Here is a 14,350-nt window from a genome sequence, read left to right on the forward strand (position 1 = left end):
GCACGGTGCCTCTCTCAGATCTTCAGGAAGCGCAGGACGGCGAGCACCCGGCGGTGGTCCTTGTCCGCGCCGGACAGTTCGAGCTTGGCGAAGATGTTGTTGATGTGCTTGCCGACCGCGCCCTCGGAGACCACCAGCGCCTCGGCGATGCCGGTGTTCGACCGGCCCTCGGCGATCAGCGCCAGCACCTCGTGCTCCCTGCGGGTGAGCCGGTCGAGCGGATCGCTGTGCCGGCGGAGCAGCAGCTGGGCGACCACCTCGGGGTCCAGCGCGGTGCCGCCCCCCGCGACCCGGCGCAGCGCGCCGACGAACTCCGCCACGTCGGCCACCCGGTCCTTCAGCAGGTAGCCGATGCCGCTGGTCTCGGTGGACAGCAGCTGGGTCGCGTAACGCTCCTCGACGTACTGCGACAGGACGACGATCGGGAGGCCCGGCCGCTGGCGGCGCAGGACGAGCGCGGCCCGCAGGCCCTCGTCGGAGTGGCCCGGCGGCATGCGGACGTCGGTGACGACGAGGTCGGGCAGGTGCTCGTCGACGGCGCGCAGCAGCGACTCGGCGTCGGCCACGGCCGCCACCACCTCCATGCCGGCCGAGCCCAGCATCCACACGAGCCCCTCCCTGAGAAGGACGGAGTCCTCGGCGAGCACTACGCGCATGGCAGCTCCACACTGATCGTCGTCGGCCCGCCGGGCGGGCTGTCGATGCTCAGCCTGCCGTCGACCGAGCCCACCCGCTGGGACAGGCCCCGAAGCCCGGTGCCGGCGTCCGGCTCCGCGCCGCCCCGCCCGTCGTCGGTGACCTCCAGAAGCAGCAGGTCTCCCTCGCGGCGCGCCGTGACCTCGGCGGCGGACGCCCGCGCGTGCTTGGCCACGTTGGCCAGCGCCTCGGAGATCACGAAGAACGCGACGGCCTCGATCGTGGGGGAGGCGCGTTCCGGCACCTCCACCCGCAGCCGTACGGGGAGGGGGGCCCGCGCCGCGAGGCCCGACAGCGCCGCGTCCAGCCCCTCGTCGCTGAGCACGGCCGGATGCAGCCCGCGTACGAGGTCGCGCAGCTCCTTCAGGGCCTGCTTGGCCTCCTCGTGCGCCCGGGAGATCGTCTCCCTGGCGGGCCCCGGCAGGTCGGTGAAGGCGGCACGGGCCATGCCGAGGTTCATCGCCAGCGACACCAGCCGCTGCTGGGCGCCGTCGTGCAGGTCGCGCTCGATGCGCCGCCGCTCGGCGTCCGCGGCGTCGATCACCTCCGCGCGGCTCTCCCTCAGGGTCTCGACCCGCAGCGCGAGCTGCTCGCTCAGGCTCGGACCGAGGAGCGCCTCGGCGGCGATCACGTCCAGCGCGGTGATCGCCCGCGCCAGCCACGGGGCGGCGACGCACAGGGCCAGGGCGAGCAGGGCGAGGGGCGCGCTCCGCCAACCGCCGCCCACGCTCCAGACCTGCACGGCGAGGGCCGCCGCGACCAGGCAGGCCGACCAGACCATCACCACCGCGACGAACCCGGCGCCGCTGATCAGCGGCGCCAGCATGTGGTAGCCGAGCTGCCGCCAGGTGCTCCTCGTCCGCGCGTCGCGGAACAGCCGGACCGCGGGGTTGCCCGTGCCGGGGCGGCGCGGGACCGCGGGGATGTCCACGCCGAGGAAGGCGGCGAAGCGGGCGCGCTGGAGCCTGGTGAACATCCGCGCCGACCAGAAGAGCAGCGGCAGGGCGACCAGCGGCGCCACGAGGGTCCAGGCGAACAGCACGGACACCAGGGCCAGCCCCGCCACCGCGAACAGGGCGGCCAGGGCGATCGGGACGCCCGTCACCACATGGAACGTGCGGAGCCAGGCCGGTGCCGACCAGTGGGCGCGCATCTTGTCCCAGGGGGTGGCCACCTCGGCGTGAGTCATGCCCCCACCGTAGAGACCGTGGCGGTATGGGTGACATGGCCGAGGCATCCCGAAAGGCGGTGGGGAAAACCCCACCTACATCTCCCCGAATGGCCATCATCCCGGTTACGTAATGTGATAGCTATGTGACGGCATGCGATCGGCAAGGCGGGGCAACCCCGCCTGATACGAAGCTATGGAGTTGGTCATGCTGGTCTGCGTACTCGCAGTGGCCGCGGCGGTCGGCGTGGTGGCCATCGCCGCCTTTCTTTTCCGCAGGCTCGGCAACGGCACCGACGACCTGGTCCCCGACGGCCCTTCCGCCGGCCACGCGGGGTCGATGCTCTCGTCGTTGTTTCTGCTGGTGTTCGCCATCGCGATCGTGGTGCCGTGGACCACGGCCGACGCCGCGCGCCAGAACACCTACGCCGAGAGCCAGGCGGCCGTGGAGACCTACTGGTCCGCGGCACGGCTTCCCGCTCCCGGCGGCGCCCAGCTGCAGCAGCAGGTGCGCGACTACGTCGGGTTCGTGCTCAACAAGGAGTGGCCGCTCATGGCCTCGGGCCGGCTCAGCGCGGAGGGCGCGTCGCGCCTGGAGGCGCTGCGCACTCAGGCGGCGGGCCTGATCGTGAAGGACGACGACGCCAAGGCCGCCAAGTCCGACGTCCTCGACGAGGTGAGAGACCTGTCGGCGGCCCGCCGCCAGAGAGCCGCCGACGCGCGTGCCACGCCTCCGGCGGGCGTGCTGCCGCTGACCATCCTGACGGGGCTGATCGTCATCGTGTTCCCGTTCATGGCCGGTGCCCGTCCCCGGGGCAAGACGCTCGCGCCGCTGGTGGTGATGGCGGCGCTGCTCGGGTTCGGCGTCTTCCTCACCTGGCAGATCTCTCATGTGTTCGCGAGCGGGCTGTCGGTCGGGCCCGACGCGTTCAGCGCCGCGCTGTCGGAGTTCGACCGCATCCCGTGGAGCGGCTGACCGTGGCCGCTCCACGTACGGCGGCGCTGCTGGCGGTGCCGGTCGCGGGCCTGTCGCTGACCGGCCTCGTCGGAAGCGCCCCCGCCTCCGCCACCACCATCACCCACCCGATCCCCGCCTCGGCCGGCGTCCTCTCCGCGTCGGTGGGCGCGGTCGCGCACCCCGTTCCCGCGTCGGCCGGCGTCCTGCCTGGGTCGGCGGGCACCGTCGCGCACCCGATTCCGCGCTCGGCCATGGCCCCGGCCTCGGTGCCGGTCCCGGCGGGGAGTCTTCCCGGGGCCGACGTCACCGTCTGTCTCGACGTCGACGTGGTGGTGAGCCTGCGGGTCGGCATCAGCATCGGGGGATACCCTCCGATCTGCCAGGCCCCGGCGAACCCGCCACCGGCCCCCGCTCCGCCCCCTGCCCCGGCGCCCCCGGCTCCGGCGCCACCCCCCGCCCCGGCCCCGCCTCCGGTCCCGACGCCGCCCCCCTCGTCGCCGTCCACTCCCACCCCCGCCGCGTCCCCGACCCGCGCCCCGGCGCCGTCCCGGGCCCCGGCGCCCCCGCCGTCGATCCGCCCGGCCGTGCCCGCCGCGCCACCGCCGCGCACGCCGCCCGCCACGCCGCGGTCCGCGCGGCCCACCGCGGAGCACGTCCCCACGCCGTCGGCGGTCGGCCCGGCTCCCCGCATCCGCACGATGCGCGCGGCGCTCCAGCCGTCCCGCCGCCGCGGTCCGCTGTCCTCGGTGATGGTCCTGGTCGTGCTCTCCCTGGTGATCGCCCTGGCCGCCGGCCTGGCCTTCGGCACCGTCCGGTAGCCTGAACCGCGCCGAAAGTTTCACAGATTTCCTATGCGCCGCGGCCGTGCCCGCAGGTCCGTGCCCCTGTCCTCCAGCGCTTCTACTAGGCGTCTTGTCTGCCGAAATATTCCGGCAGATACTCCGGAATGTTTCGAGAGCATGCCACGCGAACCGGAGAGCAGGAGTACGGATGAGGATGAGAAGCAAGCTGCTGGGCGCGCTGGCCACCGCAGCGACGCTGGTCGTCGCGGGGCTGGCCACCGCGCCACCGGCGTCGCCCGCGTCGCTGACCGAGGTCACCGGCTTCGGGACCAACCCCAGCGCTCTGAGAATGCACATGTACGTGCCGGACTCGGTGGCGGCGAAGCCGGCCATCGTGGTCGCCGTGCACTACTGCACGGGCTCAGGCCCGGCCTTCTTCTCGGGGACGGAGTTCGCCTCCCTCGCCGACCGGTACGGCTTCATCGTCGTCTACCCGTCCGCGACGAGAAGCGGCAGTTGCTTCGACGTCTCCTCGCCGCAGGCGCTGAAGCACGACGGCGGCAGCGACCCCGTGGGCATCGTGTCCATGGTCAAGTACGTCGAGCAGCACAACAACGGCGATCCCGACCGGGTGTACGTCACCGGCGCGTCCTCGGGCGGCATGATGACCAACGTCCTGCTGGGCGACTATCCCGACATCTTCAAGGCCGGCTCGGCCTTCATGGGCGTGCCGTTCGGATGCTTCGCCACCACGGACGGCTCAAGCTGGAACAGCGCCTGCGCCAACGGCACCGTGACCAAGACCCCGCAGCAGTGGGGCGACCTCGTGCGCGGGGCCTACCCCGGTTACAGCGGCGCCCGTCCCCGGATGCAGGTGTGGCACGGCACCGACGACACGACGCTGCGCTACCCGAACTTCCAGGAAGAGATCAAGCAGTGGACCAACGTCCACGGGCTCAGCCAGACCGCCACGCTGACCGACCGCCCGCAGCCGAGTTGGACGCGCACCCGCTACGGAGGCACGGGCACCAATGTTCCGGTCGAGGCCGTCAGCGTCCAGGGCGTAGGGCACAGCCTGCCGACGAGCGGCATGGCCCTGGCCGCCATCCAGTTCTTCGGCCTCGCGGGCGGGCCCACCGCGACGCCGACCCCGACGCCCACGCCCACGCCCACCCCGACTCCGGGCTCCGGGCCGTGCCGCGTCACCTACACGACGAACGCCTGGAACACGGGGTTCACCGCCGAGGTCACCCTCGCCAACACCGGATCCACCCCGATCAGCAACTGGTCGCTGGCGTTCACCCTTCCCGCCGGGCAGGTGGTCACCTCCGCCTGGAACGCCACCATCTCACCCTCCAGCGGCCAGGTCACCGCGAGGAACGTCAGCTACAACGCGACCATCGCGCCGGGGGCCTCGACCGGGTTCGGCTTCCAGGCCACCCACACCGGTAACACCGGCAAGCCGGCGTCCTTCACCCTCGGCGGCGTGAGCTGCACCATCGGCTGAGTCGCCGAACCGAGATACGCCGAAGCCGAGGGGCGCCGGACAACGCCTGAGGGCGGACGTCCGAACAACCGAAAGCCGGCTGCGGGGCGCGCCACCCCGCAGCCGACTTCCGCTCATTCGGGCGGGTCGTACTGATCTCTAGGAATGATGGGAATCCTCGGTTGGAAGGAGCCCTCCGGCCGGAGCGGCTCGGTGGTCGCCCACCTCCCTTCTGCTAGTACGAAGAGTTGGCGGAGGAAGTCGGTGAGGCGGTCGGCGAGGCCGACGCGCTCGGCGAGGCGGACGGGGTGGCCGTGGTGCTCGCGGCGTCCGCGGGCATGATCAGGCCGACCAGGCCGTGCTGGGCCTTCTGGATTCCGGCGGAGAACCACAGGGCGTTCTCGCCACCGCTGGCGGCGGTTCCCTGCTCCAGGTCCCACAGGCCCTCGATCGCGATGGCCTTGCCGTCGGCCTTGCGGAGCGGGCCGAGGTAGCGGCCGTTCCTCGGGTTGTAGGCGTTGATCCAGCCGTCGCCGAAGTTGCCGACGAGGAGCGCCCCCGCGTACTGGCCGAAGCCCTGCGGTGCGGTGATCATCGCCCAGGGGGCGTTGAGGGCGCCACGGGCCGCGACGCGGGCCGTCAGCCGGCCGGAGGCGTTGAACCGGCTGATGAAGCCGAGTCCCTTGCCCGCGATCGACTTTCCGGTCTCCGGGTCCCGCTTGGCGTAGGCGACGTAGACGGCGTTCCCGACGATCTCCACGTTGTACGCGGAGTAGCCACGGGGAAGGCCGCGGTCCACGAAGGCCCACCTCGACAGCCGTACGCGGCTGAAGTCGTCGTCGAAGACGTGGATCCGGTTGTGGGCGAAGTCGGCCGCGAGGAGGAAGGAGCCGCGGTTGGTCCGCATCATCGCCAGGCCCTTGTAATCGGCCTTGCGGGTGAACGCCGCGATGATCGCGCTGCCCGGGTTGACCTCGGCGTTCCAGCCGGTGATGGCGCCGCTCGGGCTGGCGAAGATGAACGTCGCCGGGCCCGAGACGCCCTTGCTGGAGATCTCGAAGCCCTCCTCGCCGTTGAAGACCTGGCCGGTCGGCGTGCCGCCGGGGATGGCGACCTCGGTCTTCTCCTTGGTGAGCTGGCTCGCCCCGCCCGAGTACACGGTCGCCGAGCCGGTGCCCGCGTTGGAGACCCACAGCGTCTTGCCCATGGCGAGACCCCAGGGGTTGACCAGTTTGGGGTCGGTGACGTCCGCCTTGCCCGCCACGTCCGAGATCAGGGGAAGCTCGGCGAACCGCGTGCCGGTGTGTGTGGTGGTCTTGGTGGACTCCTTGGACTGCGTGGACTCAGCGTGCGCCGGGATCGTGCCGGTGGAAATGCCCAGGACGAGTGCCGCAGCGCAGAGCGTGACGATGCGTGGCCGCATCAGGCCTCCTATGTCGTCTGCATGTGCGTACGGACGGAGGTACGCGGCCCTCTGTGACCCGGTTCAACCGACTTTCAAACTCTTTCCGGAGCGAGGTCGCCGGGGGTTAGCCGACAGGGCCCGGCCGTCGCGGGGTGGCGGTCAGCGTGAGGGCGCCGGGGAGCGCGGCGAACGCGTCGCGCATGCGGGCGGCCAGATCGGCGCGACCGGGGTCGCCCGGCAGGGACATCCAGGACGCGAGGGCGCAGTGGAACGCGGCGACCAGCATGTCGAGCGCCAGCCGTGGACGCGGGTCGCCCGGGCCCGCGAGGTCGAGCCGGCGGTGCAGGGTCGTGAGCGCGGCGCGGGTGGTGCGGTCGCAGAAGTGCAGGCCGTGGGCGTCCATCGAGGGTGTCCGCTCCGCGAGCCGTCGGCTGAGCCGGACGCGGCGCGCCCAGCCCTCGGCCGTCATCCCGTCGAGGGCGGCGAGCAGAGCCTCCTGTAGCAGGTCGAGCAGGGGACGGCCGCGCGGCTCCCGGGACTCGAGGTCGTCCAGGAAGGCCGTCCACAGATCCTGGGTGGGCGCCATCGCCACGTCTTCCTTGCTGCTGAAATTGCGGAAGAAGGTGCGCTTGGAGACCTCGACCGCCTCGCACAGGTCGTCGAGCGTCGTGCCGTCGAAGCCCCGCTCGGTGAAGAGCTCCAGGGCGGTGTCGATCAGGGCCTGGCGCGTGCGCAGCTTCTTGCGTTCGCGCAGTGGCAGCCGCACGGCCGTGCCGGCGGGTGGCGTGAGGGGCAGGGGCGAGGTGGTCATCGCGGACAGTCTAGCGGAGCGCGAATGCCACTTGTAGGTTTATGCCACTCAGTGGCATTCTGTGGGCGTCAGCGTCACTCGTGAAAGGTGTCCGACCCATGCGCGCTCTGCTCGTCGATCGTTCCGTGCCCGGCGGCCTGCGGTTCGGGGAGGTCCCCGACCCCGAACCCGCCCCCGGCCAGGCGCTGATCCGGGTGACGGCGACCTCCCTCAACTACGGCGAGGTGAAGTACGGCCTGGAGAACGCGCCGGAGGGCGCCGTGCTCGGCTGGGACGCGGCGGGCGTCGTGGAGCGGGCCGCCGCCGACGGCTCCGGCCCGCCCGAGGGCACCCCGGTGGTCACGCTCGCCATCGACGGCGCGTGGGCGGAGCTCCGGGCCGTCGGCACCGAGTGGATCGGCACGGTGCCGCACGGCGCCGACCTCGGCCCGGCCGGCACCGTCCCCGTGGCGGGCGCCAGCGCGCTGCGCGCCCTGCACAGGATCGGCCCGCTCGTCGGCAGGCGGGTGCTGGTCACCGGCGCCACCGGCGGGGTCGGAAGGTACGCCGTGCAACTCGCCCGGCTCGGCGGCGCGCACGTGGTGGCGTCCACCGGCGACCCGGGCGCGCACGGGGACGGTCTTCGGGCGCTCGGCGCGCACGAGGTGGTGGCCGGGCCGTCCGAGGTGGATGCCCCGGTGGGCGGCGTCGTGGAACTGGTCGGGGGGCGCCGGCTCGTGGAGGCCTTCGACAGGCTGGCCGAGGGCGGCACGCTGGTGTCCGTCGGGCACGCGACGAGCGAGGGCGAGCACTTCCCGTTCGGGACACTGTTCGGCGACCAGGGGCGCCATGACCGCTCGATCGTCACCTTCTTCCTCCTCGCCTGCACGGGGCTGGCCCCCGACCTGACCTGGCTGGCCGGGGAGGTCGCCTCCGGCCGCCTGGACCCGGGCATCTCCTGGCGGGGTGGCTGGGACAGGGCCGCGGAGGCGGTGGACGCCCTCCTCGGCCGCAGGCTGCACGGCAAGGCGGTGCTCGACATCGCCTGAGCCGATCGGGTGCCGATGGTGTACTGATATACCAAGGTTCGGCAGCCGCCCACGAAGGGGAGATCTCGATGGTGGATGACGTCAGGCAGGCGCTCGCGTCGGTGGTGACCGTGCCGGTGACGCCGTTCGACGGGCTCGGGCAGGTCGACGGGCCGGCGTACTCAGCGCTGGTGGCCCGCATGGTCGCGGCGGGCGTCGGCGCGGTCACGCCCAACGGCAACACCGGCGAGTTCTACTCGCTGTCCCTGGCCGAGCTGGACCGCGTGGTGGCGCTGACCGTGGAGTCGGCGGGCGGGGCGGCGGTCATCGCGGGCGTCGGGCACGACACGGCGACGGCCGTCCGGCTCGCCACCGAGGCGGCGCGCCTCGGGGCGCACGGCGTCATGGTGCACCAGCCCGTGCATCCCTACCAGTCGCAGGAGGGGTGGGCCGGCTACCACCGGGCCGTCGCCGAGGCGGTGCCCGGGCTCGGGGTCGTCTGCTACGTCCGCTCCCCGCTGGTCACCGCCAGGGCGTTGCGGGACCTTGTGAGCGCGTGCCCCAACGTGGTCGGGGTGAAGTACGCGGTGCCCGACCCGGTGCGGTTCGCCGAGCTGGCGGCCGAGGTGCCCGAGGTGGCGTGGGTGTGCGGGCTGGCCGAGAGCTGGGCGCCGTTCTACTGGCCGGGCGGGGCGCGCGGGTTCACCTCCGGCCTGGCCGTCATCGTCCCCGAGCTGTCGCTCGACCTGCTCGGACGCCTCCAGGCGGGCGACCTCGGCGGGGCGATGGAGCTCTGGCGTCTGCTCAAGCCCATCGAGGACCTGCGGGCCCGGCACGGCAACGCCAACAACGTGTCGGTGCTCAAGGAGGCGCTGGCCCAGCTCGGCCTGTGCGGCAGGGACGTACGACCACCCATCTCGCCGCTCCCGGACTCCGAGCGCGACGAGGTCACGGCCGTCCTGCGCTCCCTGCGGCTCCCGGTCGGTGCGGCATGACCGAGCCCACCGCGCGAGACCGCCGGGCCGAGACGCCTCGGGAATCAGGACAGGTCACGTCCGGGCACGCCGAGACGCCCGGGGAGGTCGGGGCGGAGGTGTTCGCCGCGCTGCGGAAGGTGTCGACGGCGACCGTGACCACGCAGCTGTTCGCCCGCGGGCTGCGCAACACCTTCCTGGCGGGGCTGCGCCCGCTCAACCCGGCGCACACCCGGATGGTGGGGGAGGCGTTCACACTGCGCCACATCCCCGCCCGCGAGGACCTTGACGTGCTGTCGGTGTTCAAGGACTACGACCACCCGCAGCGGCTCGCGGTCGAGTCGGTCGGCCCGGGGCAGGTGCTCGTCATGGACTGCCGGGGCCAGACCCGGGCGGCGTCGATCGGCGGCATCCTCGCGACCCGCCTGCTGCGGCGCGGCGCGGCCGGGCTGGTCACCGACGGGGCAGTACGCGACTCGCCGTTCTTCGCCGGCCTGGAGCTGCCGGCCTTCGCCGCCGGGGTCTGCGCGACCACCAACCTCGCGCGCCACCACGCCGTCGACCTGCAGGTGCCCATCGGCTGCGCCGAGGTGCCCGTCTACCCCGGCGACGTCATCGTGGCGGACGCCGAGGGCGTGGTCTGCGTCCCCCGCCACCTGGCGGCCGAGGTGGCGCGCGACGCCCTGGAGCAGGAACGGCTGGAGGACTTCATCCAGGCGCGGGTGGAAGCCGGGGCTCCGCTGCGCGGCACCTACCCTCCCGACGAGGAGACCCTCCGCCGCTACCGCTCCACCCTCTCCGGCGGGGACGCCGCGCGCTGACCCCGGGCACCGGCACCCGCCTGCCACGTCCGCCCGGGCTTTGGGGTGGGGTGGCGGGCTGGCCGCTAGCTCCGCTCGCCCGGGTCGCGGGACAGGTGGGCGACCGAGCGTTCGATGTGCGCCCTGGTCAGGCGTTCGGCCAGGGGGGCGTCGCCCGAGGTCACGGCGGCGAGGATGTTCTCGTGCTCGGCGAACTCCTCCCGCCAGGTCGGCCAGTGGCGCCACAGCACGGTGACCGTGCCGACGGCGGTGAGGTCCTGGAGGTTGTCCAGCTGCGCGGTGACCAGCTCGTTGCCGCAGCCGGAGTAGAGCGCGCGGTGGAAGCGGCGGTTGGCCAGGCTGAGGGAGGTCGGGTCGTCTCCCGACAGCAGCTCGCGTGCCTCCTCCAGCGCCTCCCGCGCGTCACGCACGGTCGCCGGGCGGGACGGCCGCGTGGAGTGCGCCACCGCCCAGGGTTCGAGGAGCAGGCGGAGCTCCTGGGCCTTGCGCAGGTCGGCGGCGCCCAGCACCCGTACGCTGACCCCGCGGTTCGGGCTGATCACGACGAGCCCGGTGGCGGCGAGCCCGATGAGGGCCTCCCGCACCGGGGTCTTGGACACGCCGAGCTGTTCGGCGAGCCGGCGCTCCACCAGCGTCTCGCCGGGTTTGATCCGGCCGGACAGGATGGCCGTCCGGATCGAGTCGGCGACGAGATCGGTGCGCGTGGTCGACCTCGCGACCGGCCGCAGGACCGAATCCTCTGACATGTTGTACACCGGTATATCGTCGCGCACCTTTACCCGCGACGGTCACCCATCTCCGCCCGCGGGCGAGAGAGCGTGGGGATCCAACCATGTGATCTACATTGTAAAGGTGTCAGCTCTTGATCCGCTGAGGGCGAGCAGCCTGTCCACCAGTGTCCGGGCGTGGTGGGCGTTGGTCGGCCGTTCGAAGAACATCGCGTGGAAGTACAGCGGCGCGAGGATGACCTCCAGCAGCTCCAGCAACGTGGGGGGGTTCTCCCCGCGATCCCTGGCGCGGTCGAGCATCGTCTGGAGCTGTGTGCCTCGCTCCAGAAGATAGACATGCTTGGAGGGCTCTCCCTCCGGGCGCGCGCCCACCAGGGCGGCACGGAGGAAGACGGGACCGAGGGGGCCGGCCACGTCCTCGGCCACCTGGACCGCATAGGCCTCCAGGTCCCCACGGAGCGTCCCGGTGTCGGGAACCGGGGACGAGCGCGTGAGCTGCTCGGTCACCACGTCGTCGACCAACGCGCCCAGCGTGCCCCAGCGCCGGTAGATCGTGGCCTGGTGGACGCCGGATCGCTCCGCCACCTGCGCGATGCTCAGATCGTCCCAGTCCGCCTCGTGGAGCAGGTCGAGGACGGCCTCGCATACGGCCGTGCGGACGCGGGCGTTGCGCCCCCCGGGCCGGCGTACGGGTTCCTGTGTCGCCATGGCCGACATCTTAACGCGAATAGTCTTGCTTTAAGTGCGTCGCCGCGCTAACTTCCCCTTGAAGCGAATAATTTCGTATTAAGGAGACGGGCGTAGGTGCGCTGATCTCTGAGAAGGACGCCACGTTCTGGTACGAGACGCTGCGCTCGCTCGGCCACATCGCCTACGGCGGCGCGGACTTCGGTGAGGTGATCACCACCGCACAGCGGATCACCGAGGGTGACTACGACAGCTGAGACCTTCAGGAGTGAGATGTGAGCCGTTCAGGTAACAACCAGATCGTTTCGGTCATGCTGTGGGACGTGGTGCCGGTGATCGGCACCTACTATGTGTGCCGCGCGCTGAGCGTGAGCGAGTACGCCGCCATGCTGACGGCGGCGAGCGTCGGATTCCTGCGGGTCGCCTACGTCGCCGTCCGGCAGCGTCGCTTCGATGGATTCGCCGCCTTCATGGGCGTCGTCTTCGGCGTGGGAATGATCCTCTCCTTGCTGACGGGAGACGCGAAGTTCCTCCTGGCCATCAAGTCCGTCACCACCGCGGTCGCGGGCCTGATCTTCCTGGGTTCCTGCGTCGCCCGCCGTCCCGCGGCCTTCGCCGTGGCGAAGCGCTTCGGTGCCGAAGACGCGGACACCGCGCGGCGCTGGGACGTCCTGTACGCGGCGGCGCCGATGTTCCGCCGGACCTACTTGGTGATGACCCTCGTCTGGGGAATCGCGCTTCTGGTCGAGTCGGCCGTCCGCCTCCCCCTGGTCTACTGGTTGCCGACCGATGTCATGGCCGGGCTTTCGTCGATCCTCCTGGTGGCGACCATCGGCCTGCTAGGAGCATGGAGCGCCTGGTACGGCAAGCGCGGCGAAGAGTTGGCGAAGAAGGCCTCCAGTTCGGAGGCCTGCTCCCGGGACGCGGTTCCCGCCACGGCACTGTCCGACGACTGAGCCGCGAATGATGACGGGGCCTGGGAGGACACGGCGCAGGGGGTCTCGCGCCAGGCCGCCACCGCGTGGAGCCGTCTCGTACGGCCGCGGCCCTGCGCATGAGGTCGCCGCCCGCGCGGTCTGTCACTCCGTGTCGGGGTCGGGGGTGTCGTCGGTGCCGGTGAGGAAGTCGAAGTCGCAGCCCTGGTCCGCCTGGAGGATGTGGGCGTCGTAGAGCGTGCCGTACCCGCGCCTGAACGCCGTGCGCGGGGCCTGCCAGGCCGCGCGGCGCCGTGCCAGCTCCTCCTCGGGGACGTCGAGGGACAGGCGCCGGGCCTCGACGTCCAGGGTGATCGGGTCCCCGTCCCGTACGAGGGCGAGCGGCCCGCCGACGTGGGACTCCGGGGCGACGTGCAGCACGCAGGCGCCGTAGCTGGTGCCGCTCATGCGGGCGTCGGAGATGCGCAGCATGTCGCGCACCCCCGTCTTGAGCAGCCTGTCGGGGATGGGGAGCATGCCGTGCTCGGGCATCCCTGGGCCGCCGCGCGGTCCCGCGCCCCGCAGCACGAGCACCGAGTCGGCCGTGATCGGCAGGCTCTCGTCATTGATGCGCCGCATCAGGTCGCGGTGCCCGTCGAACACCACCGCCGGCCCGGTGTGCTCGAGCAGCCGAGGGTCGGCGGCGACGTGCTTGATGACCGCGCCGTCCGGGGCGAGGTTGCCGCGCAGGACGGCGAGGCCGCCCTCGGCGGACAGCGGGTTGCCGCGCGTCCGGATGACCTTGTCGTCGAACACCTCGGCCCCCTCCAGCGTCTCGCCGAGGCTGCGCCCGGTCACGGTCGGCCGGTCGAGGTGGAGCAGGTCCGCGATCCGGCTCAGCAGGCCGGGCAGGCCGCCCGCCAGGTAGAAGTCCTCCATGACGTACGTGCCGCTCGGCCGCAGGTCGGCGAGCACGGGAACGCGCAGGGAGGCCGCGTCGAAGTGGTCGAGCGTGAGCTCGACGCCGCTGCGGCGGGCCATGGCGACGAGGTGGATGACGGCGTTGGTCGACCCGCCGAGGGCCAGCACGGCGGTGACGGCGTCCGCGTACGCCTGGGCGTTGAGGATCGCGGACGGGCGCAGGTCCTCCCACGCCATCTCGACGACGCGCCTGCCGGTGGCGGCGGCCATCCGGTTGTGGGCGGAGGCCACCGCGGGGATGGAGGCGGCGCCGGGCAGCGTCATGCCGAGCACCTCGGCGACCGAGGTCATGGTGGAGGCGGTGCCCATCGTCATGCAGTGGCCGGGGGAGCGGGCGATGCCCTCCTCGACCCCGCTCATCTCGGCGTCGTCGACGAGGCCCGCCTGCTTGTCGGCCCAGTAGCGCCACATGTCGCTGCCGCTGCCGAGGACCTCGCCGCGCCAGTTGCCGGGGATCATCGGCCCCGCCGGCACGAAGATCGCGGGGAGGTCCATGCTGATGGCGCCCATGAGCAGGGCCGGGGTGGTCTTGTCGCACCCGCCCATGAGCACCGCGGCGTCCACGGGGTAGGACCGCAGGACCTCCTCGGTCTCCATGGCGAGCAGGTTGCGGTAGAGCATGGTCGTCGGCTTCTGGAAGGTCTCCGACAGCGACATCACGGGCAGTTCCACCGGGTAGCCGCCCGCCTGCCACACCCCGCGCTTGACGTCCTGCGCCCGCTCGCGCAGGTGGATGTGGCAGGGGTTGAGCTCGCTCCAGGTGTTCAGGATGCCGATGACGGGCCGGCCCAGGTGCTCCTCGGCGGACAGGCCGAGCTGGCGCGTGCGGGCACGGTGGCTGAAGGACCGCAGGCTCTCGGTGCCGTACCACCGGTGACTTCTCAACTGCTCAGGGGTCAGACGCTGCATTGGTCACCTCATATCCTGATATA

The 14,350-nt window shown here is 72.1% G+C and carries 14 protein-coding genes; 7 read left to right on the forward strand and 7 right to left on the reverse strand.

Going from position 1 to position 14,350, the window contains the following annotated elements; all coding sequences use genetic code 11:
- Positions 1-14: 14 nt before the first annotated feature.
- Both ACOZ38_RS14405 and ACOZ38_RS14410 read right to left on the reverse strand, forming a co-directional pair.
- Positions 15-656 carry a response regulator gene (locus tag ACOZ38_RS14405; RefSeq protein WP_405147096.1) on the reverse strand — a complete coding sequence of 214 codons (642 nt, stop codon included), beginning with the start codon at positions 654-656 and terminating at the stop codon, positions 15-17.
- On the reverse strand, positions 647-1,885 hold the full coding sequence (locus tag ACOZ38_RS14410; RefSeq protein WP_424531083.1) for a sensor histidine kinase: 1,239 nt from the start codon (positions 1,883-1,885) through the stop codon (positions 647-649). The genes ACOZ38_RS14405 and ACOZ38_RS14410 overlap by 10 nt, the downstream gene beginning before the upstream one ends.
- A 187-nt stretch (positions 1,886-2,072) precedes the next feature.
- Here ACOZ38_RS14410 and ACOZ38_RS14415 point away from each other — a divergent pair, with 187 nt between their 5' ends.
- The 3 genes from ACOZ38_RS14415 to ACOZ38_RS14425 all read left to right on the forward strand — a co-directional run bounded on the left by ACOZ38_RS14415 (position 2,073) and on the right by ACOZ38_RS14425 (position 5,111).
- Positions 2,073-2,840 carry a hypothetical protein gene (locus tag ACOZ38_RS14415; RefSeq protein ID WP_424531085.1) on the forward strand — a complete coding sequence of 256 codons (768 nt, stop codon included), beginning with the start codon at positions 2,073-2,075 and terminating at the stop codon, positions 2,838-2,840.
- A gap of 2 nt (positions 2,841-2,842) precedes the next feature.
- Positions 2,843-3,640, forward strand: a complete 798-nt coding sequence (locus ACOZ38_RS14420) for a hypothetical protein (RefSeq protein ID WP_424531087.1) — start codon at positions 2,843-2,845, stop codon at positions 3,638-3,640.
- A gap of 172 nt (positions 3,641-3,812) precedes the next feature.
- A complete protein-coding gene (locus ACOZ38_RS14425) occupies positions 3,813-5,111 on the forward strand; it encodes a PHB depolymerase family esterase (RefSeq protein ID WP_424531089.1) in 1,299 nt (432 codons plus the stop codon).
- Positions 5,112-5,325: 214 nt separating this feature from the next.
- Here ACOZ38_RS14425 and ACOZ38_RS14430 read toward each other — a convergent pair whose 3' ends face one another.
- Positions 5,326-6,513, reverse strand: a complete 1,188-nt coding sequence (locus tag ACOZ38_RS14430; RefSeq protein ID WP_424531091.1) for a TIGR03118 family protein — start codon at positions 6,511-6,513, stop codon at positions 5,326-5,328.
- 106 nt (positions 6,514-6,619) lie between these two features.
- Positions 6,620-7,306: a TetR/AcrR family transcriptional regulator gene (locus ACOZ38_RS14435; protein WP_424531093.1), complete on the reverse strand. Its 687-nt coding sequence runs from the start codon at positions 7,304-7,306 to the stop codon at positions 6,620-6,622.
- A 98-nt stretch (positions 7,307-7,404) separates the two neighbouring features.
- Between ACOZ38_RS14435 and ACOZ38_RS14440 the strand changes: the two genes are divergently transcribed.
- The 3 genes from ACOZ38_RS14440 to ACOZ38_RS14450 all read left to right on the forward strand — a co-directional run bounded on the left by ACOZ38_RS14440 (position 7,405) and on the right by ACOZ38_RS14450 (position 10,108).
- Complete coding sequence (locus ACOZ38_RS14440) at positions 7,405-8,334, forward strand: zinc-binding dehydrogenase (RefSeq protein ID WP_424531095.1); 930 nt, start codon at positions 7,405-7,407, stop codon at positions 8,332-8,334.
- Between the two features lie 68 nt (positions 8,335-8,402).
- Positions 8,403-9,308, forward strand: coding sequence for a dihydrodipicolinate synthase family protein (locus tag ACOZ38_RS14445; protein ID WP_424531096.1), 906 nt, complete (start codon positions 8,403-8,405; stop codon positions 9,306-9,308).
- A complete protein-coding gene (locus tag ACOZ38_RS14450; RefSeq protein WP_424531097.1) occupies positions 9,305-10,108 on the forward strand; it encodes a ribonuclease activity regulator RraA in 804 nt (267 codons plus the stop codon). The genes ACOZ38_RS14445 and ACOZ38_RS14450 overlap by 4 nt, the downstream gene beginning before the upstream one ends.
- A 65-nt stretch (positions 10,109-10,173) precedes the next feature.
- Here ACOZ38_RS14450 and ACOZ38_RS14455 read toward each other — a convergent pair whose 3' ends face one another.
- Together ACOZ38_RS14455 and ACOZ38_RS14460 are read right to left on the reverse strand one after the other, a co-directional pair.
- Positions 10,174-10,854 (reverse strand): GntR family transcriptional regulator, encoded by a 681-nt coding sequence (locus ACOZ38_RS14455; RefSeq protein WP_424531099.1) that lies wholly within the window; start codon positions 10,852-10,854, stop codon positions 10,174-10,176.
- A gap of 93 nt (positions 10,855-10,947) precedes the next feature.
- Positions 10,948-11,544 (reverse strand): TetR/AcrR family transcriptional regulator, encoded by a 597-nt coding sequence (locus ACOZ38_RS14460; protein ID WP_405147109.1) that lies wholly within the window; start codon positions 11,542-11,544, stop codon positions 10,948-10,950.
- Positions 11,545-11,798: 254 nt separating this feature from the next.
- Between ACOZ38_RS14460 and ACOZ38_RS14465 the strand changes: the two genes are divergently transcribed.
- Positions 11,799-12,479 (forward strand): VC0807 family protein, encoded by a 681-nt coding sequence (locus ACOZ38_RS14465; RefSeq protein ID WP_424531101.1) that lies wholly within the window; start codon positions 11,799-11,801, stop codon positions 12,477-12,479.
- A 123-nt stretch (positions 12,480-12,602) separates the two neighbouring features.
- Here the strand turns inward: ACOZ38_RS14465 and araD are convergent, their stop codons facing one another.
- A complete protein-coding gene (gene araD, locus ACOZ38_RS14470; protein WP_424531103.1) occupies positions 12,603-14,327 on the reverse strand; it encodes an L-arabinonate dehydratase in 1,725 nt (574 codons plus the stop codon).
- Positions 14,328-14,350 lie beyond the last annotated feature (23 nt).

Origin of the sequence: Sphaerisporangium viridialbum (genome assembly GCF_049674955.1) — a bacterium.
GTDB lineage: Bacteria > Actinomycetota > Actinomycetes > Streptosporangiales > Streptosporangiaceae > Sphaerisporangium > Sphaerisporangium viridialbum.